At 63.7% G+C, this 22,680-nt stretch carries 24 protein-coding genes; 8 read left to right on the top strand and 16 right to left on the bottom strand.

Annotated elements, in window-relative coordinates:
* The first annotated feature begins 14 nt into the window (after positions 1-14).
* Positions 15-605, top strand: coding sequence for a dihydrofolate reductase family protein (locus tag CGK93_RS03465; protein WP_089593618.1), 591 nt, complete (start codon positions 15-17; stop codon positions 603-605).
* On the opposite strand, the gene CGK93_RS03460 is transcribed toward CGK93_RS03465, so the two are convergent.
* Positions 602-1,687 (bottom strand): hypothetical protein, encoded by a 1,086-nt coding sequence (locus CGK93_RS03460; protein WP_232481533.1) that lies wholly within the window; start codon positions 1,685-1,687, stop codon positions 602-604. The two genes, CGK93_RS03465 and CGK93_RS03460, sit on opposite strands and share 4 nt — an antisense overlap.
* Before the next feature lie 104 nt (positions 1,688-1,791).
* Here CGK93_RS03460 and CGK93_RS03455 point away from each other — a divergent pair, with 104 nt between their 5' ends.
* Complete coding sequence (locus CGK93_RS03455; RefSeq protein WP_089593617.1) at positions 1,792-2,319, top strand: DUF427 domain-containing protein; 528 nt, start codon at positions 1,792-1,794, stop codon at positions 2,317-2,319.
* Positions 2,320-2,467: 148 nt separating this feature from the next.
* Entirely contained in the window at positions 2,468-3,814 is a 1,347-nt protein-coding gene (locus tag CGK93_RS03450; protein WP_011773413.1) for an aspartate kinase, read from the top strand.
* Between the two features lie 70 nt (positions 3,815-3,884).
* On the opposite strand, the gene CGK93_RS03445 is transcribed toward CGK93_RS03450, so the two are convergent.
* A complete protein-coding gene (locus CGK93_RS03445) occupies positions 3,885-4,481 on the bottom strand; it encodes a TetR/AcrR family transcriptional regulator (RefSeq protein ID WP_089593616.1) in 597 nt (198 codons plus the stop codon).
* A 135-nt stretch (positions 4,482-4,616) separates the two neighbouring features.
* On the opposite strand from CGK93_RS03445, the gene CGK93_RS03440 reads away from it, so the two are divergent.
* From CGK93_RS03440 to CGK93_RS03430, 3 genes are all read left to right on the top strand, one after another.
* Entirely contained in the window at positions 4,617-5,897 is a 1,281-nt protein-coding gene (locus CGK93_RS03440; protein ID WP_232481532.1) for an MFS transporter, read from the top strand.
* Positions 5,898-8,393 carry a beta-glucosidase family protein gene (locus tag CGK93_RS03435; RefSeq protein WP_089593614.1) on the top strand — a complete coding sequence of 832 codons (2,496 nt, stop codon included), beginning with the start codon at positions 5,898-5,900 and terminating at the stop codon, positions 8,391-8,393.
* 155 nt (positions 8,394-8,548) lie between these two features.
* Positions 8,549-8,848 carry a DUF4193 domain-containing protein gene (locus CGK93_RS03430; protein ID WP_011773410.1) on the top strand — a complete coding sequence of 100 codons (300 nt, stop codon included), beginning with the start codon at positions 8,549-8,551 and terminating at the stop codon, positions 8,846-8,848.
* A gap of 123 nt (positions 8,849-8,971) precedes the next feature.
* Here the strand turns inward: CGK93_RS03430 and CGK93_RS03425 are convergent, their stop codons facing one another.
* The 13 genes from CGK93_RS03425 to CGK93_RS03365 all read right to left on the bottom strand — a co-directional run bounded on the left by CGK93_RS03425 (position 8,972) and on the right by CGK93_RS03365 (position 20,758).
* Positions 8,972-9,331, bottom strand: coding sequence for a LapA family protein (locus tag CGK93_RS03425; RefSeq protein ID WP_089593613.1), 360 nt, complete (start codon positions 9,329-9,331; stop codon positions 8,972-8,974).
* A 70-nt stretch (positions 9,332-9,401) separates the two neighbouring features.
* The gene (locus CGK93_RS03420; protein WP_089593612.1) at positions 9,402-9,638 is read right to left on the bottom strand and encodes a hypothetical protein; all 237 of its coding nucleotides are present in this window, start codon (positions 9,636-9,638) and stop codon (positions 9,402-9,404) included.
* Between the two features lie 112 nt (positions 9,639-9,750).
* Positions 9,751-10,431, bottom strand: coding sequence for an SDR family oxidoreductase (locus CGK93_RS03415; protein ID WP_089593611.1), 681 nt, complete (start codon positions 10,429-10,431; stop codon positions 9,751-9,753).
* The gene (locus CGK93_RS03410) at positions 10,431-11,897 is read right to left on the bottom strand and encodes an NAD-dependent succinate-semialdehyde dehydrogenase (protein ID WP_442857037.1); all 1,467 of its coding nucleotides are present in this window, start codon (positions 11,895-11,897) and stop codon (positions 10,431-10,433) included. The genes CGK93_RS03415 and CGK93_RS03410 overlap by 1 nt, the downstream gene beginning before the upstream one ends.
* Positions 11,898-11,927: 30 nt before the next feature.
* The gene (locus tag CGK93_RS03405) at positions 11,928-13,115 is read right to left on the bottom strand and encodes an iron-containing alcohol dehydrogenase family protein (RefSeq protein WP_089597154.1); all 1,188 of its coding nucleotides are present in this window, start codon (positions 13,113-13,115) and stop codon (positions 11,928-11,930) included.
* Between the two features lie 5 nt (positions 13,116-13,120).
* Complete coding sequence (locus CGK93_RS03400; protein ID WP_089593609.1) at positions 13,121-14,107, bottom strand: NAD(P)-dependent oxidoreductase; 987 nt, start codon at positions 14,105-14,107, stop codon at positions 13,121-13,123.
* A 27-nt stretch (positions 14,108-14,134) separates the two neighbouring features.
* The gene (locus tag CGK93_RS03395) at positions 14,135-15,652 is read right to left on the bottom strand and encodes an aldehyde dehydrogenase (protein ID WP_089593608.1); all 1,518 of its coding nucleotides are present in this window, start codon (positions 15,650-15,652) and stop codon (positions 14,135-14,137) included.
* Between the two features lie 11 nt (positions 15,653-15,663).
* Positions 15,664-16,767 carry a mandelate racemase/muconate lactonizing enzyme family protein gene (locus CGK93_RS03390; protein WP_089593607.1) on the bottom strand — a complete coding sequence of 368 codons (1,104 nt, stop codon included), beginning with the start codon at positions 16,765-16,767 and terminating at the stop codon, positions 15,664-15,666.
* A gap of 5 nt (positions 16,768-16,772) precedes the next feature.
* On the bottom strand, positions 16,773-17,282 hold the full coding sequence (gene fae, locus CGK93_RS03385; protein ID WP_089593606.1) for a formaldehyde-activating enzyme: 510 nt from the start codon (positions 17,280-17,282) through the stop codon (positions 16,773-16,775).
* Positions 17,283-17,284: 2 nt separating this feature from the next.
* Positions 17,285-18,220, bottom strand: a complete 936-nt coding sequence (locus tag CGK93_RS03380; protein WP_089593605.1) for a glycine betaine ABC transporter substrate-binding protein — start codon at positions 18,218-18,220, stop codon at positions 17,285-17,287.
* Positions 18,221-18,250: 30 nt separating this feature from the next.
* Entirely contained in the window at positions 18,251-19,036 is a 786-nt protein-coding gene (locus CGK93_RS03375; protein ID WP_089593604.1) for an ABC transporter permease, read from the bottom strand.
* The gene (locus CGK93_RS03370) at positions 19,033-20,052 is read right to left on the bottom strand and encodes an ABC transporter ATP-binding protein (RefSeq protein ID WP_089593603.1); all 1,020 of its coding nucleotides are present in this window, start codon (positions 20,050-20,052) and stop codon (positions 19,033-19,035) included. The genes CGK93_RS03375 and CGK93_RS03370 overlap by 4 nt, the downstream gene beginning before the upstream one ends.
* Entirely contained in the window at positions 20,045-20,758 is a 714-nt protein-coding gene (locus CGK93_RS03365) for an ABC transporter permease (RefSeq protein ID WP_089597152.1), read from the bottom strand. Before CGK93_RS03365 ends, CGK93_RS03370 begins: the two co-directional genes overlap by 8 nt.
* A gap of 94 nt (positions 20,759-20,852) precedes the next feature.
* On the opposite strand from CGK93_RS03365, the gene CGK93_RS03360 reads away from it, so the two are divergent.
* Positions 20,853-21,788, top strand: a complete 936-nt coding sequence (locus CGK93_RS03360; protein WP_089593602.1) for an IclR family transcriptional regulator — start codon at positions 20,853-20,855, stop codon at positions 21,786-21,788.
* An 18-nt stretch (positions 21,789-21,806) separates the two neighbouring features.
* Here CGK93_RS03360 and CGK93_RS03355 read toward each other — a convergent pair whose 3' ends face one another.
* Positions 21,807-22,031: a hypothetical protein gene (locus CGK93_RS03355; protein ID WP_026541816.1), complete on the bottom strand. Its 225-nt coding sequence runs from the start codon at positions 22,029-22,031 to the stop codon at positions 21,807-21,809.
* Between the two features lie 105 nt (positions 22,032-22,136).
* On the opposite strand from CGK93_RS03355, the gene CGK93_RS03350 reads away from it, so the two are divergent.
* A complete protein-coding gene (locus tag CGK93_RS03350) occupies positions 22,137-22,604 on the top strand; it encodes a MarR family winged helix-turn-helix transcriptional regulator (protein WP_089597151.1) in 468 nt (155 codons plus the stop codon).
* Positions 22,605-22,680: the final 76 nt, after the last annotated feature.

Below are 22,680 nucleotides of genomic sequence, written 5' to 3'. Positions count from 1 at the left end.
GTGATGGGGGTCCCGTGCGAGAGCTTGTGTACTACGTCGCCGTCAGCCTGGATGGGTACATTGCCGGTCCCGGGGGCGAGTTCGACGCATTTCCGGTGGAAGGCGACCATATGGCCGCCCAAATCGAGCGTTTCCCGGACGCGATCCCCACGGTCATCGCCGACGCCATGGGCATCGACCGCACCGGGTCGATGTTCGACACCGTGGTGATGGGTTGGAACACTTACGCGGTGGGGCTGCCTGCCGGCATGACCAGCCCCTACCAGCATCTTCAGCAGGTGGTCTTTTCCCGGAAACGGACCGAGGAAGATATCCCGGGCGAGCACCCAAACCTGGAGCTGACCCACGAGAACCCGGTGGACGTAGTCCGCAGATTGAAGTCCGAGCCAGGTAAGTCGATCTGGCTGTGTGGAGGCGGCCATCTGGCTACGCAGCTTTCCGGTGAAATCGACAGACTGGTTCTGAAACGAAGCCCACTCCTGTTCGGCGATGGCATACCGCTCTTCGCGCCGGGTGCCTACCAGCCAAGCGCCTTCGAAGAGGTTACGACGACGGCGTTCGGCTCCGGCGTCGTGATTTCCGAGTACGTGCGCCGAGGGGCCTAGCCAAAGCCCGTCGCCAGTCGCCGAGCCCTCAGCCGCCGGCCAGGTACCAGCACCAGGGCGGCCACCAAGGACTGCAGCGCGAGGCCGGTCACGAAGACAGGAACCGACGGTGCCAGCCCGTCACTGGATTCGCCACCGAGGCACGGCACTTCCCGTGAGGGCCCATCGGCGGCCCACTGCAGGCCGGCCAGCAACCAGCCAAGTTCATTGTCCGTAGGCACCACGTCGGCGCCCACGCTCCCTAAAAGCAGGGCCGGGTTGGCTGCCGCAATCCAGGCAACCCGTTCTGTGTGGACCACTTGAACCGGGCGGAAATTGCCCACGCACTCGTAGGAAAGGATCCTGCCGGAATCGTCCCGTTCCACGTTCACCGGGACGGAAGCCTGGTCCATCATGGTGGTCCCAGGAAGCAGCAGGAGGGTGGCCGCCACATTTCCCACGCACAGGAACGCGACCACCACAGCGTTCAATGCCGCCCCTGGCGCCGCTGCCGCAAAGCATGCCCGCGCACCCGCACCGATCAGCCCGAACAAGGCCACTTCCAGGACCATCACGACGACGGCGGCAACGGCCAGTGCCGTCGGCCCGCCGACGCTGGCGCCCACCACGAGCAAAACACCACCCGCGAGCGCTCCCAAAGCGACTCCTCGAATACCTCCGGCCAGCAACAGGACAAGAAGGCGCCCTTGGGAATGTCGGAAGCCCCACACCGCTCCCAGCACAGCGGCAGCGAGCGCAAGGAAGACCGCCGTGATCAGGTAGATGGCACTTGCAACCCTGGTAGCGAACCATCCGTTGGCTTCTGCAAAAGAAACCACGGCCGCGGCCAAGCCCCAGGCGGCGGCAATCCCCAGGGCGCAGCCAAGCCAGAACCACCACGAGGTGAAGGATGTCCGGGCACTCCGCCATGCCTCCGCTGCGGCAGCCCCAAAGTTTCCGGCGGTTCGGGGCGGGGACCCGGCGCCTGGCTTAGGGCGGGCCAAGCCTGAGGGCTGATCGTCGATCACACCGCCGATCACTTCGTATTCGGGCTCGTTGTCCGCCGGACCCGATGCGCCCGTGTGGTCAGATAGGCCGGCCATCGCCTGCCGAAGTCCTCATGAAGTGGATGGTACGCCGGGCACGCCATCACCGATACGCCGAAACTTCACGGGGAGATCCCAGCCGAGGGTGCCACCATGGGTGCATGGTCTCCCATCGCAGTGTTTCCGGTGTCTTTCGGCGTCCCCGTCCCATCAAGCCGGCCCCCGGCCAGGAATCGGTATGGGATTACCCGCGGCCGCCCAGAGTGGAGCCTCGATCCGAGCGGATTGTGGTGCGGCTTGGCGGTCAGGTGATTGTTGATACCACTGACTCCGTCAGGGTCCTGGAGACCAGCCATCCTCCTGTCTACTACGTGCCGTTGGACGCCTTCCCGGACGGTGCGCTGGTCCCTGTTGGGGGAACCACTTTCTGCGAGTTCAAGGGCGAGGCCAGTTACTTCACCATCACCGCCGGCGGGACGGTGGTTGAGCGGGCGGGGTGGACCTACCCAAGCCCCGCACGGGGCTTCGAAGCGCTGGGCAGCAGAGTGGCGCTTTACCCGGAGCACATGGACTCGTGCGAGGTGGATGGCGAGCGCGTGACGTTCCAGGAAGGCAACTTCTATGGAGGGTGGATCACACAGCAGATCGTCGGCCCGTTCAAGGGTGGTCCGGGCACTGCCGGGTGGTAGTCATCGCAGGTAGCCGCCGCCATGTGGTCACAATTCCTGCAGGGACAGTGCGCGGCGATAAACTGGGCAAATAAGCTACGCTGGCGTGCTCAAATTTGGAATTTGGCATGCCGCGTTCGAACCCTATTGATGCAGTGAGGGTGCGCGCATGACTATGCCCACTACCGAAGTGAAGATCGAAGAGCTCTCCAACGAGGCTGCCATTACCAAGCAGCTGATCGTTCAGAAGTTCGGCGGTTCCTCGGTTGCCGATGCCGATGGCATCAAGCGGGTCGCACAGCGCGTCGTGGATGCGCAGAAGGCCGGCAACGAGGTTGTGGTTGTTGTCTCCGCAATGGGTGACACCACCGATGAACTCCTGGACCTCGCGGGTCAGGTCACTGACTCCGCTCCCGCCCGCGAAATGGACATGTTGTTGTCCGCCGGCGAACGAATTTCCATGGCCCTCCTTGCCATGGCCATCAACAAGTTCGGCGCTTCCGCGCAGTCCTTCACGGGATCCCAGGCCGGCATGATTACCGACGGCATCCACGGCAAGGCGCGAATTATCGACGTCGACCCCCACCGCATCCGCACCGCACTGGACAAGGGCCACATCGCAATCGTGGCCGGTTTCCAGGGCATGAGCCGCAGCACCAACGAGATCACCACGCTTGGCCGCGGCGGCTCGGACACTACCGCCGTCGCTTTGGCCGCAGCGCTGGAAGCCGATGTCTGCGAGATCTACACGGACGTGGACGGCATCTATACCGCTGACCCGCGCGTGGTGACGTCCGCCCAGAAGATCGACCGAATCTCCAGCGAGGAAATGCTGGAATTGGCCGCTTCCGGCGCCAAGATCCTGCACTTGCGCTGCGTCGAGTACGCCCGCCGTTTCGGTGTGCCGCTGCACGTCCGTTCCTCATTCAGCCAGCACGAAGGCACGTGGGTCATCCCGGGCGCCGACGAAAAGTTCAACATTCAAGAGGGAGTTGCCTTGGAGCAGCCAATCATCTCCGGCGTTGCACACGACCGGTCCGAAGCCAAGGTCACCGTAGTAGGCGTCCCGGATATCCCCGGCAAAGCTGCGGCGATTTTCCAGGTGATTGCCGATGCGCACTCGAACATCGACATGATTGTCCAGAACGTCTCCACCCACGGCACCGGCCGCACGGACATCTCCTTCACGCTGCCCATCGTTGAGGGTGCCGACGCCCTGGCCGCCCTGCGTGCTGCCGAAGGCCAGATCGGCTTCGAAAGCATTGAATACAACGAGCACGTCGGCAAGCTCTCCCTGATCGGCGCGGGCATGCGTTCACACCCGGGTGTTTCTGCCACGTTCTTCAAGGCCCTTTCCGACGCCGGGATCAACATTGACATGATCTCCACTTCGGAAATCCGCATCTCCGTGGTCACCAGTGCGGACGCCTTGGATGACGCCGTTCGCGCCATCCACAATGCGTTCGAGCTCGACGGCGACGCTGAGGCTACCGTCTACGGCGGCACCGGCCGCTAGCATCACCACGGGCAACGCCCAAGTAAGTAACAGATAAGGCCGTTCTGAGCGCTCAGAACGGCCTTATCTGTTACTCAGTTGGGTGGGACGGTGCCAGCAAAACGTCAATGAGCTGCCGGAGTCCGTCAGCCATGTCCACATTCTTGTCGTACAGCCACTGCAGCTGGAGCCCGTCGAAGGCGGCCACGGTCAGCCGTGCCAGCATCACGGCGTCGACGTCGGTGCGTACTTCGCCGGAAGACTGGCGCCGTTCGATGTCGACAGCGATGTCCCGCACCACCGTTTGGTACCGCTCTTTGAAGTAGCCATGTGAGGCATGCTCAGGATCGTTGGCAGTAGCTGAGGCGACCGCGTAGAGCGTGGTCAGTCCGGGCTCGCGCACGTTCCGTTCGGCGATGGGCGGCATCAGGTTGAGGCCCACTTCCACCTCGCCGCCAACGGCAAGCGAGCGGCGATCCCGTTCGGCAAGGACTGCAGTCAGCAGTTCCTGCTTGCCCTTGAAGTAATGGAACAGCGTGGCTTCCTTGACGCCCACCAATTCGGCGACGCGCTTGAGCGCAGTCCCCTCAAATCCTTCGGTAGCGAAGACATCGGTTGCCGTCTGGATGATCTGTTCGCGGCGTTCGGCCCCCTTGGCGTATTGGCCCCGGGCCCTCGTCGTAGACATCCGTTCAGTCTATTTCACAGCGTAAATATCGAGGGACACTCGACTTTTTTGGTCAAAACCTAGTCACACTAGATTTTTGGGGCTAGAGTCATTGCAGCGGCCCAACGGTGGGCCACCCGTTCATCAGGAGGCAACGTGGCCCTCAATATCAATCAGCAGATGGCAGGCGCGGAAACCGCCGCCCCGGGGACCGTAAGCACCCCGCCTCAATCCGCTTCCCGCGCCTACGTCATCGGCATGCCCATCGCCAGCGCCGGCCTCTGGATGGCCGTTCTTGCCCCGGCACTGGTGGTCCTCGCCATCAAGGTTTCGGAGATCACCACCCCGGATACGCGCGCCGGAGCACTCAGCCTTGTTGCTGGAGTCGGGGCGGCCGTCGCGTTGCTCGCCAACCCATTCTTCGGACGCCTCAGCGACCGCACTACGTCCCGGTTCGGCATGCGAAAACCCTGGATCGTGGGAGGCTCCCTGATAGGCCTGGCAGCACTCTTCCTACTGGGTTCAGCCACGGAAGTCGGCGCAGTCCTCATTGCCTGGGTTGTAGCACAGCTGGGCTTCAACGCCGCCCTGGCCGCCCTGGTAGCAACCCTTCCCGATCAAGCGGGCCCTGCGGAGCGCGGACGCCTTTCCGGCCTCATCGGCATGACGTTGCCCATCGGCCTCGTGGCAGCGGCCTTCTTCGCACAAATGTTTGAGACCGCCCTGCAGATGGCCGTAGTCCCCGGAATCGTAGGCACGGCGATAGCCATTGCCTTCGCCTTCACCTTCAAGGACCGCGTCCTCACCGAAAAACCGGCACCGCTGAATTTCAAGGAAATCCTCGGTTCCTTCTACTTCAACCCCAAGGATCACCCCGGCCTTGGGTGGGCTTGGGTCACCAAGTTCTTGGTGTATGTTGGCTACTGCGCCGGCCTGCTCTACCTGCCGTACTTCTTCACGGACCACCTCCACGTCGCCGAAACCCAAGTCACCAGTTTGGTGTTCCAAGCAACCCTGGTGAGCTCTGCCGGAACCGTCATCACCAGCCTCGCCGGTGGCTGGATCAGCGACCGCCTTGGCAAACGCAAAAGCATGGTCATCATCTCTGCCCTCATCATGATGGGCGGTTTGGTGGTTATCGCCACCAGCACCGACACCGGCCAGGTCTTGGTGGGCCAAGGAATTCTGGGCTTGGGCCTCGGTGTCTTCAGCGCCGTGGACGTCGCGCTCATCACGGACCTGTTGCCCAAAGACCAGTCGGAGAACGCCAAAACCTTCGGCGTGTTCAACATCGCCCAGGCCCTCCCCCAATCCCTGGTGCCTGCCATCGCCTTCCCTGTCATCGCACTGGGCGGCTACCCCGCATTGTTCCTCGGTGGTGCTGTTGTTGGCATCATCGGTGCCCTTCTCGTCACCCGCATCAAAGGAGTCAAGTAAATGAATCCCACACTTTCGGCCGCCGTCACAGCACCAGCAGCAGGAGCGCAGGATGCGGAAACCAAGATCCAGGAACTCGCCCGGAGCCTCACGCTTGAGCAGCAGGTGCAACTGCTGACGGGCGCAGACGTGTGGTCCACGCACGCCATCCCGGAGATCGGGCTGTCCCGTGTGGTCATGTCCGACGGACCGGCAGGCGTCCGGGGTGAAGACTTCGACGAGCGTCACGACTCCGTCTCCTTGCCGTCGTCGTCCGCTCTGTCCGCGACCTGGAGCGTCGAAACCGCGCGCCGGTACGGGCAGGTCCTGGGCCAGGAGGCCCGCCGTAAAGGCGTCCACGCCGTTCTGGGCCCCACCATCAACCTGCACCGCTCCCCGCTGGGCGGCCGCCACTTCGAATGCATGAGCGAGGACCCACGGCTCACCGCCACCATGGCCGCCGGGTACGTGGCCGGCGTCCAGTCCATGGGAGTCGGCGCCACGCCCAAGCACTACTTGGCCAACGAGGCCGAAACCGAGCGTTTCACCGCCGATTCCGTGGTCGACGAACGACCCCTGCGGGAGCTCTATCTGGCAGCCTTCGAGGACGCCATCACCGAAGCCCGCGCCTGGCTGGTCATGAGCTCGTACAACTCCATCAACGGCACCACCGCCAGCGAGAACACGCTCCTTGAAACGCCGCTGTCCACCGAGTGGGGCTTCGACGGCGTCGTCGTCTCCGACTGGACCGGTGTCCGCTCAGTGGACGCCGCCAACGCCCACCAGGACCTTGAAATGCCCGGCCCGGTAGGCCACTGGGGACCCAAGCTCCTCGCCGCCGTCAACGATGGCCGCGTCAGCCGGGAGGCGATCCTGGAAAAGGCCACCCGGATCCTGCGCCTTGCAGCCCGCGTCGGCTCTTTGGAAGGATTCGAAGCTGCAGTCACCCAGCTCCCTGCGTCACTGGACGGGGCCGCCGTCGCGCGTGAAGTCGCCGTCCGCGGCGCCGTGCTGGTCCGCAACAAGGGCCTGCTTCCGCTTGATGCCAAGGCGCTCAGCAGCGTCGCGGTGATCGGCCACAACGCCGACGAAGCCCGCACCCAAGGCGGCGGCAGCGCCACCGTGATGCCCAAGTACACCGTCTCGCCGCTGGAAGGCCTGCAGAAAGCACTGCCCGACGACGTCACAGTCACCTACGCCCGCGGCGCCAAGGTGGCAGAAGGCATCCAGGCCTTCCCCCGCACCTCACTCCACAACCCGGTCTCCAACGTCCCCGGAATCCGCGTGACCTTCCTCGCCGACGACGGCACGGAAATCTCCGGAGAAGACCGCCTGGCCTCGCACCTGATCTGGTTCGGCGTAGGAATTCCCGACGGCGCCGCCTCCATCCGCATGGAAGCGGACTGGACAGCCGAAACAGCAGGCGTCCACCACCTGGGCGTAGGGACCGTTGGGCAGATCCGCTTTGCCTTGGACGGGTCGGAAGTCTTCAACGGCGAGATCAAGGACGACACCGACGTCCTGGGCGCCGCCCTCTTCGATCCCCCCAAGACCGTCCACGCCCTGGAGACCACGGCCGGGCAGACTGTCCGAATCGAGGCCGAGTACCAGCTGCCCAAACAACAGGTCATCCCGTTCACGGCCATCCTGCTGGGCGAGGAAACCGTGGTCACGGACCCGCAAGCCGAGATTGACGCCGCGGTGGAAGCTGCCCGGACTTCCGACGTCGCTGTGGTTGTGGTGGGCACCAACGCCGCCATTGAGTCCGAAGGCTTCGACCGCAAGGACCTGGACCTCCCCGGCTACCAGAACCAGTTGGTGGAGGCCGTGGCAGCTGCCAACCCGCGCACAGTAGTGGTGGTGAACTCAGGCTCACCCGTGCTCATGCCATGGCTGGACACCGTGGATGCGGTCCTGCTGGGCTGGTTCGGCGGCCAGGAGTTCGGCAGCGCCATCGCAGACATCCTGCTGGGCATCGAAGAGCCTGGCGGACGCCTGCCCACCACCTGGCCCGCCGCGCTGGAAGACGTCCCGGTGTTGAGCACCACGCCCGTTGAGGGCAAGGTGGTCTACGCCGAAGGAATCCACATCGGCTACCGCGCCTGGCTCAAGCAGGAAGCCGCCGGCCGCGCAGCGCCGGCCCTCCCGTTCGGTTATGGCCTCGGGTACACAACGTTCGAGCTCGGCACAGCCCACGCCCCGCAGGCAGTGACCGCCGGGAACGACGTCGTGGTGCACGTGCCCGTCAAGAACACGGGCACGCGCACCGGACGGGAAGTGGTCCAGGTCTATCTGGCCCGCGCCGATTCCGCCGTCGAACGTCCCGTCCGCTGGCTTGCCGGCTACGCCGGAACGCACCTCGCCGCGAACGGAACCGAAAGCGTGGAAATACATATCCCCGCCAAGGCGTTTGCACACTACGACGGCGGCTGGCAGTTTGAGCAGGGCACGTTCCGCCTGCTGGTGGGTCGCCACGCGGCCGATCACTTCCAATCATTGGACATCGAACTCCGGTAACACATGGGCGAAATCACGCTGGGTGGCGGGTTTTTTTGCCCGTCACCCACGTGGTTTTCGCCACAAGCGGGAGAACTGGGGTATGGTATGGAATTTTCGTGGCATGCTGTACGTTGCATACCCGGTAACCCCCTAACACGAAGAGGCATTAAAAAGTGGCAGCCGATTACGACGAACTCCGTACCGATGTAAAAGAGAACCAGGAGCAGTCCCTCCAGGCTCTTCAATCCGCCAGCGCTCCCACGGCCAAGAGTGTCGTGCTTGAACTGGACGAAACCGATGGCCTCGACGCCAACGGCCCCGGTGGCGAAATCGTCGCCGAAGAACTGGTTATCCAGGTCATTCCGCAGGCAAACGACGAGTTCACTTGTCACTCCTGCTTCCTGGTACGCCACCGCTCGCAGATCGCACGCGAAAAAGACGGCGTCGCCTACTGCACCGACTGCGAAGGCTAAGACAGCCCACCACCCCGGCGGAATCAACATCGTCAGGGAGTGCCGCCGTCGGGATTAAATTGCGGAAGGACCGGAGCAAGCGCTCCGGTCCTTCCGCAGTTAACAGCCGGCAGCCACGAGTCCCTAAGGCGCCGCTCCCGGGCCGCCCACGGTCTTCTTGCGGCGGTGGTTGACCATTCTGAGCTGGAGGATCCGCGCACCTCCGGCAAGGGCTACCAGCACGCCTCCGCCCACGGCTGCGATGAAGAGGGTGGTGCCCAGCGCGAGGGTTCCCTGCAGCCCGAAGAAACGGACTGTGATCATGTCCTGGTTCTGGACGAAGAACACGATCAGCATCACCAGGACCACCAAGCCAACGGCGACAGCCACCCACAGGGCGGCCGTGCGGGTTGGCCTGGACGCACTGGCCACCGGAGGTGGGACGGCACGTTCCTGACGGGGAGCCCCACTGGGAACCCCTGCTGCATCATCCTGGAAACTCATTGACGACCCCCTCTTGTCCCGACATCACCCTGCTCATACATACTAAGCATGCTGATGAGTTAGGCGATAGTCAGTGACGCACAGAGTAGTCAGTTGAGGTAGGGCCTGGATCGTTGTTCCGGACCGCGTAGTGATGGCCTTCAGAGTCGGTCTCGACGTCGAAGTTCTTCAGATCCGCCTCGGAGGCCGTCTCAAAATCGTCGTGCCGATGCACCACGGGGCTATCCGTGTCGCCGTGGGTTGCCGGTCCAAAAACGGACTGCAGCCGCTCGGTCACATGGACGAAGCCTTCCATTCTGCGTCCCATGTTCTTCCACCTCCTCTCTTACGGGAGAGAAAGAGCGGCAGGGTCAGTGCGTGCCGTTCAGTGAGGCAATTTTACGCCCGGACACGGGAAAAGGCTCTGACGGCGCCTAACCCTAGAACGCCTGGCCGGTTGCCCGGACCATGACTTCTGAAACGTCGACGCCGGGTGGCTGGGTCAGTGCCCACAGCATGGTCGCAGCCACGGACTCGGGCGGAATGAAGGCATCCGGAGCCTCCTTCCACAGCGGCGTATCCACGTGGCCCGGCGCAATGTGCAGCACCCGCACTCCGGTCCCCACGAGTTGCTGCCGGAGCGACTCTGCGTAGCCGGTCACGGCCCATTTGGTGGCTGTGTAGAGATTGCCCGGGTAGACCTTCCTCCCCGCTGTACTGCCGATCAAGACCATGTGGCCACGGTTCTCCAGGAGTTGCGGCAGCGCGGCCTTGGCCAGGATCGCCGGGCCATAAACGTTGGTGAGCACCATGTCACGCCAACGGTCAGGGTCGCCGCCGGCCAGGTCGCCAGCCGCGGAGAACCCGGCGTTTGCCACCGCAACGTCGATCCCGCCAAGGAACTCGTGCGCTTCGGACACGGCATCACGGGTTTGCTCCCAGTCACCGGCATCCGCCACGATGCCAGCAACATGACCCAGACTGGAGCACGATTCGACGAACGCCGCGAGCTTCCCTGGATGACGCCCGGTGGTGAAGACGGAGTGGCCTGCCCGCAGGGACTCCCTTACCAGGGCGGCACCGATTCCGCTGGTGCCGCCCGTGACGAGCACACGAAGCATCAGGAGGGGTCCGCAATGCCGATGTAGCGGGTTTCCAGGAACTCCTCGATGCCCTCGGTTCCACCCTCGCGGCCCAGACCGGATTGCTTCACGCCGCCAAACGGCGCCGCGGGGTTGGACACGATGCCGGTGTTGAGCCCGAACATACCTACATCCACCTTTTCGAACAGACGGATACCGCGGTTGAGGTCCCTCGTGTAGGCGTAGGCCACCAGGCCGTACTCGGTGTCGTTCGCCAAGGCGATCGCTTCGTCCTCGGTGGAGAAGCTGACCACGGGCGCTACGGGACCGAAGACCTCTTCACGGAGGATCCGGGCCGAAGAGGCCACGTTCGTCAGGACCGTGGGCGGATAGAAATGGCCCCGCCCGTCGGCCATGGAACCGCCGGTCAGGACAGTCGCGCCACCATCAACGGCATCCCTGACCAGTTCGTCCACCTTCGCCCGGCTCTTGGCATCAATGAGCGGCCCGATGCTGGTGCCTTCAGCGGAGCCGCGCCCCAGCACCAAAGAAGACATCCGTTCGGCCAACCGACGGCTGAACTCCGAAGCCAAGGATTCGTGCACGATGAACCGGTTGGCCGCTGTGCAGGCCTCCCCCATGTTCCGGAGCTTGGCCACCATGGCGCCGTCAATCGCTGCCTCAAGGTCCGCGTCCTCAAAGACCAGGAACGGCGCGTTGCCGCCCAGTTCCATGGAGGTCCGCAGTACTTGGTGCGCCGAGTCCGCGATGAGCTGCTGCCCCACGCCGGTGGATCCCGTGAACGAGAGCTTGCGCAGGCGGCTGTCCCGGATGAGCGGCCCCGTGACGTCCCCCGGGCGGGTAGTGGGAATGACGTTCAGGACACCCGCAGGAAGGCCTGCTTCCTGCAGGACCTGCGTGAACAGCAAGGCCGTCAGCGGGGTCAGGTTGGCCGGTTTGAGGACCATGGTGCAGCCGGCGGCGATAGCCGGGGCGATCTTGCGCGTGGCCATGGCCAAGGGGAAGTTCCATGGCGTGATGAACAGGCACGGACCCACGGGCCGCTTGGTCACGAGCAGCCTGGACTTGCCGTCCGGTGCCGTGGAGTAGCGTCCCGAAACCCGCACGGCTTCCTCAGAGAACCAGCGCAGGAACTCGGCCCCATAGGCAACTTCGCCGCGGGATTCGGCCACCGGCTTGCCCATCTCCAGGGTCATCACAAGGGCGAAATCCTCGGCCCGTGCAGTAACGAGCTCGAAGGCGCGGCGCAGGATTTCGCCACGCTCGCGCGGCGGGGTCGCCGCCCAGGACTCTTGGACTCGGGCCGCCGCGGCCAAGGCCCGATCGCCGTCAGCGGGAGACGCGTCAGCGATCTTGGTGAGGACAGCGCCAGTGGAAGGGTCCTCCACAGCCGATGTCCCGCCGTCGGACGCGTCTGTCCACTGGCCGTCGATGTAAAGCTGCGTGGGCAGGGACTCAACGAACGCCCGCTCGGCGCGTGTCAGAGCCGAATCAAAAGTCAGGGTGTTTTCCACTTAGAGCGCTTTCTCGAGGATCGTGCGGATTTCGACGGGGGTGGGCGGCACAGGGGTGTTGTTGATGACCGAATCCGCCAGGGTGTCCTCCACCAGGGAGTCGAGGTCGGCTTCCGTCACACCGAAGTCGGTCAGCCGGGCTGTCATGCCCACATCCCGTGCCAGCGTGGCAACAGCCTCGACGGCGGCGTCCGCGTTCTGCTCGACAGTCGCCGCGGTGTCTCCCACCCCGAGTGCGAAGGCGAGCCGCGCGGTCCGGTCCAGCCGGTTGCGGAGGTTGAGGCGGAGGACATCCTCAATCACCAGGCACAGCGCAAGGCCATGCGGGATGTTGAAGCGGCCGCCCAGCGGATGGGCGATCGCGTGCACCAGGCCCAGGCCGGTGTGGGAGAAGCCAACACCCGCAATGTGCGAGGCCAGGAGGAGCTGTGATCGGGCTTCGATGTCGGAGCCGTCGGCCACAGCGCGCGGCAGGAACTCGGCAACCATGGCGACCACTTGGAGGGCAATGCCGTCGGAGTACGGGTTCTGCCGGATGGATGAGTAGGACTCCACGGCGTGCGTGAGCGCGTCCATGCCGGTGGCCGCGGTGGCCTTCGGCGGAAGCCCAAGGGTCAGTTCGGGGTCAAGCACAGCTGCCTTGGGCAGTGCCGATTCGTGGCCTACATAGAACTTCCGGTGCGCATCAACGTCCGTAACCACACCGAAGGCGTTGACCTCGGCACCGGTGCCGGCGGTGGTGGGCACGGCAACAATGGGCAGCGCCGGGTTCTCGAAGTGGTTGCTGTAGTCCAGCCCCGCTCCCCTGGCCGGATTCACGGCACCCAGCGAAATTCCTTTCGCTGCGTCCATGGACGATCCTCCGCCCACAGGGACCAGGACATCAACTCCGGAGGCGGCGGCCTGGTCCGACCCGGCGTCGACGCACGTGGTGGTGGGGTTCGGGGTCACGCCATCAAACACGCTGACGGCGAGCCCGGCGGCTTCCAAGGAGGTCCTGACGGCCGCCACAACGTCCGTGGTGGCAAGGAACGGGTCAGTGACAATCAGTGCCGACTTGGCTCCGAGGTCAGCGACAATCCCGCCTACCTCTGCCACCTTCCCACGGCCGAAGTAAGCGGCGGGCTTCGGATCGAGAGTCAGCTCCGTGGAGGCCAGCTCGGCGTGGATCTGCATACGTGTCTGCATGATGGTCAAGCTCCTTCTGCTGCGATGCCGGCGGCCTGCACGGGCGTCCGCAACTGCACTCCAATGGCGTCTTCGTAAAGTTTCACGGGGGTCATCTCCCCGGCTTTGTCGCCGTAGAGCGCCTTGGCCCTGCGGTAGAGCTGCTCCACCAGACCAGACAACTCCATGGGCACACCCACCGAGCGGGCCAGGTCGATGGACAAGCCAAGGTCCTTGCAGGCCAACGCGATCGCGAAGCCTTCGTCGTAGTCGCCGTGGTTGAGGATGGACAGGACGTCGTTCTCCACAAAGTTGGAGTTCGCCGGGCTTGCGATGAGTGCCTGCCGCAGGACTTCCAGGTCCACTCCTGCCTTGACGCCAGTGCTCAGGACCTCTGCGGTGGCCACCAGATGCGAGAACCACAACTGGTTGATCATAAGCTTCACCGCGTAGCCGGCACCGTGGCCGCCCACGTGCAGGATCCGTTCGGAATCACCCATCGCTTCGAACACGGGACGAAGACGGTGGACGTCGGCCGCGTCGCCGCCAATGAAGATCTGCAGCATTCCGTTCGCGGCGCCCACGGACATGCCGCTGACGGGTGCATCCAGGACGCGGATTCCGCGGACCGAGCCCGCTTCGCGGACCCTGTTAGCGACCTCCGGAACCGAGGTGGACATGTCCACCCACGTGCCGCCGTCGGGCAGTCCGGCAAGGATGCCGCCGGGTCCCATGGCGACTGTTTCCACGTGCTTGGGCGTGGGGAGCATGGTGATGACGACGTCGGATCCAGCGGCTACAGCCGCGGCGTCCTCCGCCCATTCGGCTCCGTTAGCGAGGAGTCCGGCGGCGGATTCCTTGCGGACATCGTTCACCACCAAGTGGAAGCCTGCGGCTTGGAGGTTGCGCGTCATGCCCGAGCCCATGTTGCCGAGGCCGATGAATCCGATGCGGACGGTGCCGGGCGTGAAAGGTTGTGTTTCCGTAGCGGAAGCGTGCGTTGTTGCAGTCATATCGAGTCTCAATTCAGGCTGGGTGGTTCAGTCGTCCAGGGCGGCGTCGCCCAAGTTGATCCAAGTTGTTTTCAGTGCGGAGTAGGCGTCCAGTGCGTGCAGGGAACGGTCCCTGCCGAACCCCGATTCCTTGAATCCGCCAAAGGGCGTGATGATGTCCGCGACGTCGAAAGTGTTCACCCACACGGTGCCGGCGCGCAGCTCTCGGGCAGCGGTGTGCGCCTTGGTGACGTCCTGCGTCCACACGCTGGCGGCCAGCCCGTACTTGGATTCGTTAGCCATCCGGATGCCCTCGGCGGCGCCACGGAATGTGCTCACTGCCAGGACCGGGCCGAAGATCTCTTCCTGGCCGATGCGGCCGGCGTTATTGACCCGGTCCAGGACCGTGGGTTCCAGGTAGTAGCCATTTTCAACGCCGGCAGGGTGGACCTGGGTGCCGCCGCTGGCCACTGCGATGCCCTCGCCATCTGCGATGGCGTAGTAGCCGAGGATGCTCTCAAGCTGACGGTCATCGATGATCGCGCCGATCTGGGTGGCAGGATCCAGCGGGTCGCCAAGCTGCAACGACCGCCCCACCTTGATGACTTCTTCGATCAATTCGTCGTGGACACGTTCGTCCACGAGGAGCCGTGAACCTCCGTGGCAGGTCTGCCCGGCGTTGTAGAAGATCCCCCAGGCCACGGCCGACGCGCACGCGGCGATGTCTCCGACGTCGTGCAGAACCACCTGCGGCGACTTTCCGCCGAGCTCCAGCGCCACCTGCTTGCCATTCGATTCGGAGGCGTAGCGCTGGAAGTACCGGCCAACCTCCGGTGAGCCCGTGAAGGTGATCTTGTCCACGAGATCATGCCGCCCCAAGGCAGCCCCGGCAACGTGACCGAGGCCGGGGACAACGTTGAATACGCCATCCGGCACGCCCGCCTCAGTGGCCAGTTCGGCCAGGCGCAACGCGCTCAGGCTGGTCTGTTCCGAAGGCTTGAGGACCACGGAGTTCCCGGCCGCGAGCGCAGGAGCCACCTTCCAGGCCGTGATGATCAGTGGATAGTTCCACGGCACGACGGCGCCGATCACGCCGAGCGGTTCACGGGAAATGACTGCTAGGGCGTTGCGTGGGGTGGGTGCGACGTCGTCGTAGACCTTGTCCAAGGCCTCCGCGTACCAGCGGAAGGTCCGTGCACAGCTGGGGACATCGACGGCGAGCGCGTCGCTGATCGGGTGGCCGGCATCCGTGGACTCCAGGAGTGCGAGTTCCTCGAGGTTTTCAAGGATGAGGTCCGACAGTCGGGTCAGGACGGCTTGCCGGTGGCGTCGGTCCGTTCGCGACCATACTCCGCTTTCGAAAGCACGATGAGCTGCCTGGACGGCGTCGTCTACGTCCTGTTCCCCCGCTGCCGCTACGTGGGCCGTGACGGAACCGTCCCTCGGAGAGACCGTGGGAAACGTTGCCTCGCTGTGTGCGGCGCGGAAACCGCCGTCGATATACAGTCCCGTGGCCGGCTGCTGGACTGCCGCCCCTTGGATCCAGTCGTTCTTGGTTGTTGCCATGGCAGTGTTCCTTAGACCGAGTACTTCTTGACGGCGTCGTAATCGATGACTGCACCCAGGCCCGGCAGGTCGGGCACGCGGAGCGCACCGTCGTCGTCGATGTCCAGCGGCTCCATGAAGAAGTCGCGGCGCTCCGGGGTCCAGCCCGGCGGGTCATAGGGGAATTCCAAGTATGGTCCTGCGTCCACGCCTGCGGCCACGTGCAGGTTAGCCAGCAAGCCCAAGCCGTTGCTCCACGTGTGCGGTGTGAAGAAGCGGTGCTTGAGGTTTGCCGTTTCGGCCACCTGCCGGGCGCGGTACATGCCCACGGCCAAGGCGACGTCAGGCTGGTAGATGTCGTAAGCGTCGGCTTCGATGAGGGCCATCATTTCCGGCATGCTGCGGACCATTTCACCGCCTGAGACCTGTATGCCGGTCTGTTCGCGGACACGCTGTGCGCCCTTGACGTCGGCCTGCGGAAGTGGCTCCTCGAGCCAGCGGACATCCAGTTCAGCCAACTGCGCCGCGAGGCGGTGGACCTTGGCGAGTTCCAACGCTGGTTCGATGTCCCCGCTCATGCGCCACATCTGGTTAAGGTCCACCATCAGGTCGAAGTCCTTGCCCACGGCTTCCCTGGCAGCGCGGACGGACTCCACGCCTTCTTCCAGGTGGTCGCGGGAAATACGGATCTTCATGGCCTTGAAGCCACGGTCCTTGGCAGCAAGCGCTGACTCAGCCCGGGCCGCGGGGGCCTTCAATTCGCCGGAGGAGGCATAGGCCACCAGACGATCCTGTGCTCCGCCGAAGAGTGTGGCTACCGGGAGTCCGGCAACTTTGCCGATGATGTCCCAGAGGGCCGCTTCGAGGGGCCAGTACCGGCCGCCGTGGAAGTTGATGGTCTCGATCCGGCGGACCTGGTTGAGGATGGCCATGGGGTCGGTCCCGATGAACAGGTGTTCGTAGGCTTCGAAACCGTCCATAGTGTCGCCGGAGCCTACGCCGGTGATGCCTTCGTCGGTTTCCACCTCCACCAGTGTTGCCGGGAAGGAGGTGCGGGGTTCAGGATCCCAGGCGGCGTTGAACGGCGGGTCCAGCGGCAGGACCATGCGGGTCAGCCGGATTGCGGTGATCTTCATTGCTGTCAGCCTCGCGGAGTGAAGAAGGGATTGGACGGGGAGTTGCGTGCCTCGATCACTTCTGCGGTGGACGGGAGGTTCTTGGCCCCGTTCTCCAAAGCAGTCCGGACCGACTCACGGTTATTGCGGTAGACGGCGTCGTCGTCGTCGGCGTTGGGGTTCACCCACACCGCGGCGATCAGTGCGTGCGAATCGGCCTGTTGATCAGTGAGGATGCCGTCGGCTACAGCATCTGCCACGCCCGCGGCGATTCCAGCCTGCGCTGCGCCCCAGATGAGGTTGCCGTGCTGGTCATTTGCCGGGGCAGCTTTGGTAACAAAGAGCGTTAGAGGCTTCACCGGGAGTGAGGGCCGCAGGACAGCCACGAAGGGAACGTGGCCGGCACTCGGTGATCCCAAGGCCGTGGCCCAGGCGGTTCCGGCGGGGCCGTTCCGATGTCCGAGGACAGTGTTCACGTGCGCTGCGTTGACGCCGTTCCCGATGAAGGACTCACCGATCTGGATCTGTTCAGTCATTCTCAGATCAGTCCTTCGGATTCGAGCCATTCCTTGGCAATGTCTTCCGGGTCTTCGCCATCAACATCAGCCTTCGCGTTCAGTTGCTGCATGACCTCGGTGGTGAGCTTTGGCGAAACCTTGGCCATGATGTCCGCGATGGCCGGGTACTTGGCGAGGATGTCGGCTTTGATGGTGAGGGCGCCCTGGTAGATCGGGAAAAAGTTCTTGTCGTCCTCCATGACCTGCAGCTTCAGCGCGGGAATGCGGCCATCCGTTTCGAAGACCTCGCCGAAGTTACAGTCCTGGCCCTTCTGCGTTGCGGTGTAGATGACACCGGTGTCCAGCATGGAAACCTTGGCGTCCGGGCTCAAACCGTATTCCTTGCTCAGACCCGGCCAGCCGTCGTCACGGGTTGAGAACTCACTTTCCACGCAGAATGTCTGCTCGCTGGCTGGAAGCTTGGCCACGTCCGAGAGGCTCTTGATGCCGAGTTCCTTGGCTTTGTCCTCGCGAATGGCGAAGGCATAGGTGTTGTTAAGGGGTGCAGGGTCCAGCCAGGCGATGCCCTTCTTGGCATCGGCGTCCTTGACGGCGTTGAACATCTCCGCTTTGTCCTTGATGGGAGTGGTCTGCTTGTTGTACGTGATCCAGGACGTCCCGGTGTACTCCCAGTAGCCGGCGAATTGGCCGGTCTCGAAGGCCGTGCGGACGTTGGCGGAGCCCACCACGCTGGTGTTGGTAGTGGTGTCTGCGCCGTGGGCGTTCAGGACCTGGCTGGTGATGTGGGAGAGGATGAACTGCTCGGAGAAGTCCTTGGCGCCGAAAACGCCGGTGAGGCCTTCGAGTTCGTTGCTTCCGGCTCCGCTTGAACTGGAGGAAGCTGAGCCGCCGCATGCCGTGAGGCTCAGGGCCACGGCCACGCCGGTGGCCAGCAGGGTCATTGCAGGTTTCTTCATGGTGTTTGTCCTTGGGGAAGTAGGAAAAAGTCAGATGCCTTTGGGCTTGAGCAGATCTTCAGCGAGGCCTGCCAGCCAGTCGATGGTGAGGGCAATGCAGGAGACGACAACGGCTCCGGTGATGAGGACGGGCCAGCGCTGGAGCTTCAAGCCGTTGACGATCATGTCGCCCAGGCCGCCTGCGTTGATGAAGGTGGCCACTGTGGCGACGCCGACACAGAAGACCAGGGCCGTCCGCAGACCAGCAACGATCACCGGAACGGCCAAGGGGAGTTCGATCCGGGTGAGCACTTCCAGCGGACGCATGCCCATACCCTTGGCAGCCTCCGTCAGGCTGGAATCAACCTGTTGGAGTCCCACCAAGGTGTTCCGCAGTACAGGCAGGACCGAGTACGCCACCAGGCCCACCAGCGCCACCTCAAAGCCTGTCTTCCACACAATGGCCAGCAGAATCACCAGGCCAATGGCCGGAGTTGCCTGCCCTATGTTGGCAATCCCGAAGACCACTGCGTGAACTGCCTTGGAATGCACGCGGCTCAGTGCAATGCCGGCCGGGATGGCAATCAGGGACACAATCGCGGATGCTGTGACCGTCAGCAGAAGGTGTTCCCTGGTCCGATCAGCAAGGTAGTCCCAGTTGAGGGTGCGCAGCTCGATCGAATCGAGGGTGAGCGAGGAGATCCAGAGGAACAGTGCCAGCAGCGCCACGATGATGATCAGTGGCGTTCCGAACCGCTTGAAGGAGAAGTACTTTCCCTTGCGGTTGGAGGCCGTGCCGAAGGACGTTGCCAGGTCCCGCGTTGCCTGCGCAGTCATGGCCGCACTCCCCCGGCAAGGGCCGGCGGCAGGATTTCGGCGCCCAGGACAGCGGCGATTCGTTCGATATCTATGGAGCCCACGGTCCTTCCGCTCTGGTCCACGACGCCGACGGGCAGGCCACCCGAGAGCACCAAGGCATCCAGGGCATCACGGAGGGAGTCTTCAACACCAACGGTCAGGGCGCTTCGTCCACCTGCCGGGCCCAGCGTCGCGTGGCCCACAGGAATGAGCCCCAGGCGCTTGAGGGCGGCACCGTGCCCAACGAACTGCGACACGTAGTCATTGGCAGGGTTGGCCAGGATGTTCGCCGGAGTGTCGAACTGCTCGATCTGCGAGCGCTCGGACAGCACGGCGATCCGGTCTCCGAGGCGCACGGCTTCGTCGAAATCGTGGGTGACGAAGACGATCGTCTTGCTCAGCTTCTCCTGCAGGCGCAGGAATTCGCTCTGCAGCTTTTCGCGCGTGATGGGGTCTGTGGCTCCGAAGGGCTCATCCATGAGCATCACGGGCGGGTCGGCGGCCAAGGCCCGCGCAACCCCAACGCGCTGCTGCTGCCCACCGGAGAGTTGGCGGGGGTAGCGGGACGCGAACATCTTGGGATCAAGTTCGACGACGGCCAGCAGCTCTTCGACGCGGTTTTGCGTGCGCTTCTTGTCCCAGCCGAGGAGCTTGGGGACCACGGAGATGTTCTCCGCGATGGTCATATGCGGGAACAGGCCGATCTGCTGGATGACGTAGCCGATCCGGCGGCGGAGCTCGTTGGGGTTGAGGGACAGGACGTCCTCACCGTCGATGGTGATGGAGCCCGAGCTCGGTTCGATGATCCGGTTGATCATCTTCATGGTGGTGGTCTTGCCACAACCGGAAGGACCCACGAACATGATCAGCTCGCCTGGTGCGATGTCCATGGAGAAGGATTCGACGGCGGGAATCACCTGGCCGGGGTAGGTTTTGGTGACGTCTTTGAGGACGATCCGGGCGCCGGCGGCGGGGCGGGTGGTTGTTTCAGACACGAAGTCCCCTTGAGGTAGTAACGCGGCGGATGAGCACGAACGCGCCATCCAACAGCAGGGCAAGGACAATGACACCGACGGTTCCGACGACGGCGAAGTTCAGGGCGTTCTTGGACCCCAAGCTCGAGAGGCCCTTGAAGATCATTTCGCCCAGCCCGGGACCACCCACGTAAGCAGCGATCGCTGCGATACCCATGGACAGTTGGGCCGAAACACGGACACCGGTGAGCACCACTGGCCAAGCCATGGGCAGTTGCACGCGAAACAGCGTCTTCACTGTGCCCATCCCCATGCCAAGTGCGGATTCGGAGACGGCCGGCGGTACTTCGCGCAGCCCCACCACCGTGTTCCGGATGATGGGGAGCAGTGCGTAGAAGGCAAGACCCACAACGGTGGGAGTCCAGCCGAGTCCCAGCACGGGGATAAGGAGTGCAAGGAGCGCCATCGACGGGATGGTCAGGCCAACACCGGCGCCGGCGATCGCCATCGAGCGGCTGATGGGCCTGTTCCATACAAGGACACCGACCCCCACACCGATGACCGTTGCTATCAGCAGGGAAACCAAGACAACCGCCAGGTGCTGGGCGGCGGATTCGGCAATGTCTGCCGATCTCTTGACGAGGAACTGTCCAAGATCGGACAGGAAAGTGTCGTTCAACGTGATCCTCCTTTTCACTTCATTGGGGGTAAGGATCGGGGCCCACATCTCCGTGAGCCATGACACAACCATAAAAGTCGAATTCCCTTTTGCGCAATGAGTGTTGTTGATATGTCAACGCAAAGATGGTTACTATCGACTCGTGACCAGAACAATCAAGGAGACCGCAGTGAAAGAAGCAGCCGCACCCCGGCGCAATTCCTCCGGCTTGCGCCGGGACTTGGAGTTGCTGGAAATCCTTGGGTCACCGGAGGCTGTTGCCGGAAATGGCCTGGGCGTCAGCAAGGTCTCGGAGATCACCGGCCGGGACAAGGCGCAAGTGTCACGAACCTTGGCCACCCTCGCCGAGGCAGGACTGGTCAGCAGGGACCCGGAAAGCCTCTTGTACACGCTCGGCCATGGACTATATGCCTTGGCCGCCCGCACCACGGAGGCACGGATGGTCAGCGCTTCGGCGCAATACCTCAAGCGCGTGTCAGCGGCGACGCACGAAACCACGCACCTTTGCGTGCTGCGCGGCGGCACAGTCCTGACCCTCAAGAGCGAGATGTCCAACCACACCTACAGGGCGTTGGGCTGGGAAGGGGTCAGCGTTAACGCGTGGAGCACGTCCGCCGGGAGGGTACTGGTCAGCGACTGGGACGACGCCGCGCTGAGGGATTGGTACGACACTCACACAGCCGAAGCCAAGGCGGGAGTTCGGCCCGATCGCCAGGAACTCTCGCCCTTGGCGCTTCAAGCGGGCCAAAGCCCGTCAACAGGGGACCTCAAGTCCAAGATCCAGACATTCGAGGACCTTCGCGCAGAGATCAATCTCATCCGCCGGCAAGGCTACGCCGTGGTGGACGAAGAATTCGAGCTGGGCGTCGTGGGCGTCTCAGCACCCGTCTATGACTTCAAGCAACGTGTAGTGGCAGCATTCAATGTCAGCGCGCCCAAGCAGCGTTTTGGACGGCACTTGGATCAGGCTGGAGTGCTGGCGGCGAAGGTTGCCCGCGACTTCTCCGTGACTCTGGGCGCGTCGCCCAACGTCGAATTGCCAGTTAATGGCAATGTTCCGCGAAAACATGGGCATTAGCTGCCACCTCGCGGGGGGTTACCGCAGGGATTTGTCGTCCGGGTTGCGGGGCACCACGTAGGTGCTGCCGTCGGGGCGGCGGAGCGTTTCCCACTGCTGGGTCTCGGCCTGGCGCTGGGCGAGCAGCTTCCGGTTGGCTTCGGTCATTTCATGGTCGAGGGAACTGCTGTGCGCGGGGCCGAAAACAACCCTGAACTTGCCTGTGGCGCGCATGAACTTCCGGGTGAGGGATTCCTTGGCCACTCGGATCGACTCCTTTTTAGACGGTTCAATGAGTCCATAGTACGCTAATCATTAGTACACTAACCAATTGATCGGCGTGAGCGGATGCAAGCACAGGAGGCAGCCATGACGGCCACAGACCAGAGCACCCAGGAAGTGGACGACCTCCTCTTGGAGCGCCAACTGTGCTTTGCCCTCACCGTTGCTTCCCGCAGCGTGGTGGGCGTTTACAAGCCCGTGCTGGAACGCCTCGGACTCACGCACCCTCAATACTTGGTGATGCTGGCCCTCTGGGAGCGGAGCCCCCGCACGTTGAAGGACATCAGCGACAGCCTCCTCCACGAGCCCGCAACACTCTCCCCCCTGCTGAAGCGCCTTGAAGAAGCGGAGCTCATCACCCGCGAGCGAGTGCCGGGCAACGAACGAGCCCTGGCCATCACACTGACGGAAAAAGGCGCCGCCCTCCGCGAACAGGCCACAGCCGTCCCCGGCGAAATCCGCGAGCGCCTTCAACTCAGTCGGGAAGAGGTGGCCGAGCTGCACCAAGCCATGACGGGCCTGATCGCGGCAACCCAGCGGAACACCTCCCACTAACGGACCAACCCGGCAATCCAGGCAGACCACCCGCGCGCCCCCTAGCCAAGGGCACGGCCCCGGTGGTGTTCTGGAA

This window comes from Arthrobacter sp. YN (genome assembly GCF_002224285.1).
Lineage (GTDB): Bacteria > Actinomycetota > Actinomycetes > Actinomycetales > Micrococcaceae > Arthrobacter.
The sequence above is the reverse complement of the archived record's forward strand: the minus strand, read 5'-3'. Positions and strand labels throughout refer to the sequence as shown.

Coding starts and splice junctions, on each gene's coding strand:
- CGK93_RS03460 (WP_232481533.1), bottom strand. CDS start 1,687: ATGGCCGGCCTATCTGACCACACGGGCGCATCGGGTCCGGCGGACAAC.
- CGK93_RS03455 (WP_089593617.1), top strand. CDS start 1,792: ATGGTCTCCCATCGCAGTGTTTCCGGTGTCTTTCGGCGTCCCCGTCCC.
- CGK93_RS03450 (WP_011773413.1), top strand. CDS start 2,468: ATGACTATGCCCACTACCGAAGTGAAGATCGAAGAGCTCTCCAACGAG.
- CGK93_RS03445 (WP_089593616.1), bottom strand. CDS start 4,481: ATGTCTACGACGAGGGCCCGGGGCCAATACGCCAAGGGGGCCGAACGC.
- CGK93_RS03435 (WP_089593614.1), top strand. CDS start 5,898: ATGAATCCCACACTTTCGGCCGCCGTCACAGCACCAGCAGCAGGAGCG.
- CGK93_RS03425 (WP_089593613.1), bottom strand. CDS start 9,331: ATGAGTTTCCAGGATGATGCAGCAGGGGTTCCCAGTGGGGCTCCCCGT.
- CGK93_RS03420 (WP_089593612.1), bottom strand. CDS start 9,638: ATGGGACGCAGAATGGAAGGCTTCGTCCATGTGACCGAGCGGCTGCAG.
- CGK93_RS03415 (WP_089593611.1), bottom strand. CDS start 10,431: ATGCTTCGTGTGCTCGTCACGGGCGGCACCAGCGGAATCGGTGCCGCC.
- CGK93_RS03405 (WP_089597154.1), bottom strand. CDS start 13,115: ATGCAGACACGTATGCAGATCCACGCCGAGCTGGCCTCCACGGAGCTG.
- CGK93_RS03400 (WP_089593609.1), bottom strand. CDS start 14,107: ATGACTGCAACAACGCACGCTTCCGCTACGGAAACACAACCTTTCACG.
- CGK93_RS03395 (WP_089593608.1), bottom strand. CDS start 15,652: ATGGCAACAACCAAGAACGACTGGATCCAAGGGGCGGCAGTCCAGCAG.
- CGK93_RS03390 (WP_089593607.1), bottom strand. CDS start 16,767: ATGAAGATCACCGCAATCCGGCTGACCCGCATGGTCCTGCCGCTGGAC.
- fae (WP_089593606.1), bottom strand. CDS start 17,282: ATGACTGAACAGATCCAGATCGGTGAGTCCTTCATCGGGAACGGCGTC.
- CGK93_RS03380 (WP_089593605.1), bottom strand. CDS start 18,220: ATGAAGAAACCTGCAATGACCCTGCTGGCCACCGGCGTGGCCGTGGCC.
- CGK93_RS03375 (WP_089593604.1), bottom strand. CDS start 19,036: ATGACTGCGCAGGCAACGCGGGACCTGGCAACGTCCTTCGGCACGGCC.
- CGK93_RS03365 (WP_089597152.1), bottom strand. CDS start 20,758: ATGTGGGCCCCGATCCTTACCCCCAATGAAGTGAAAAGGAGGATCACG.
- CGK93_RS03350 (WP_089597151.1), top strand. CDS start 22,137: ATGACGGCCACAGACCAGAGCACCCAGGAAGTGGACGACCTCCTCTTG.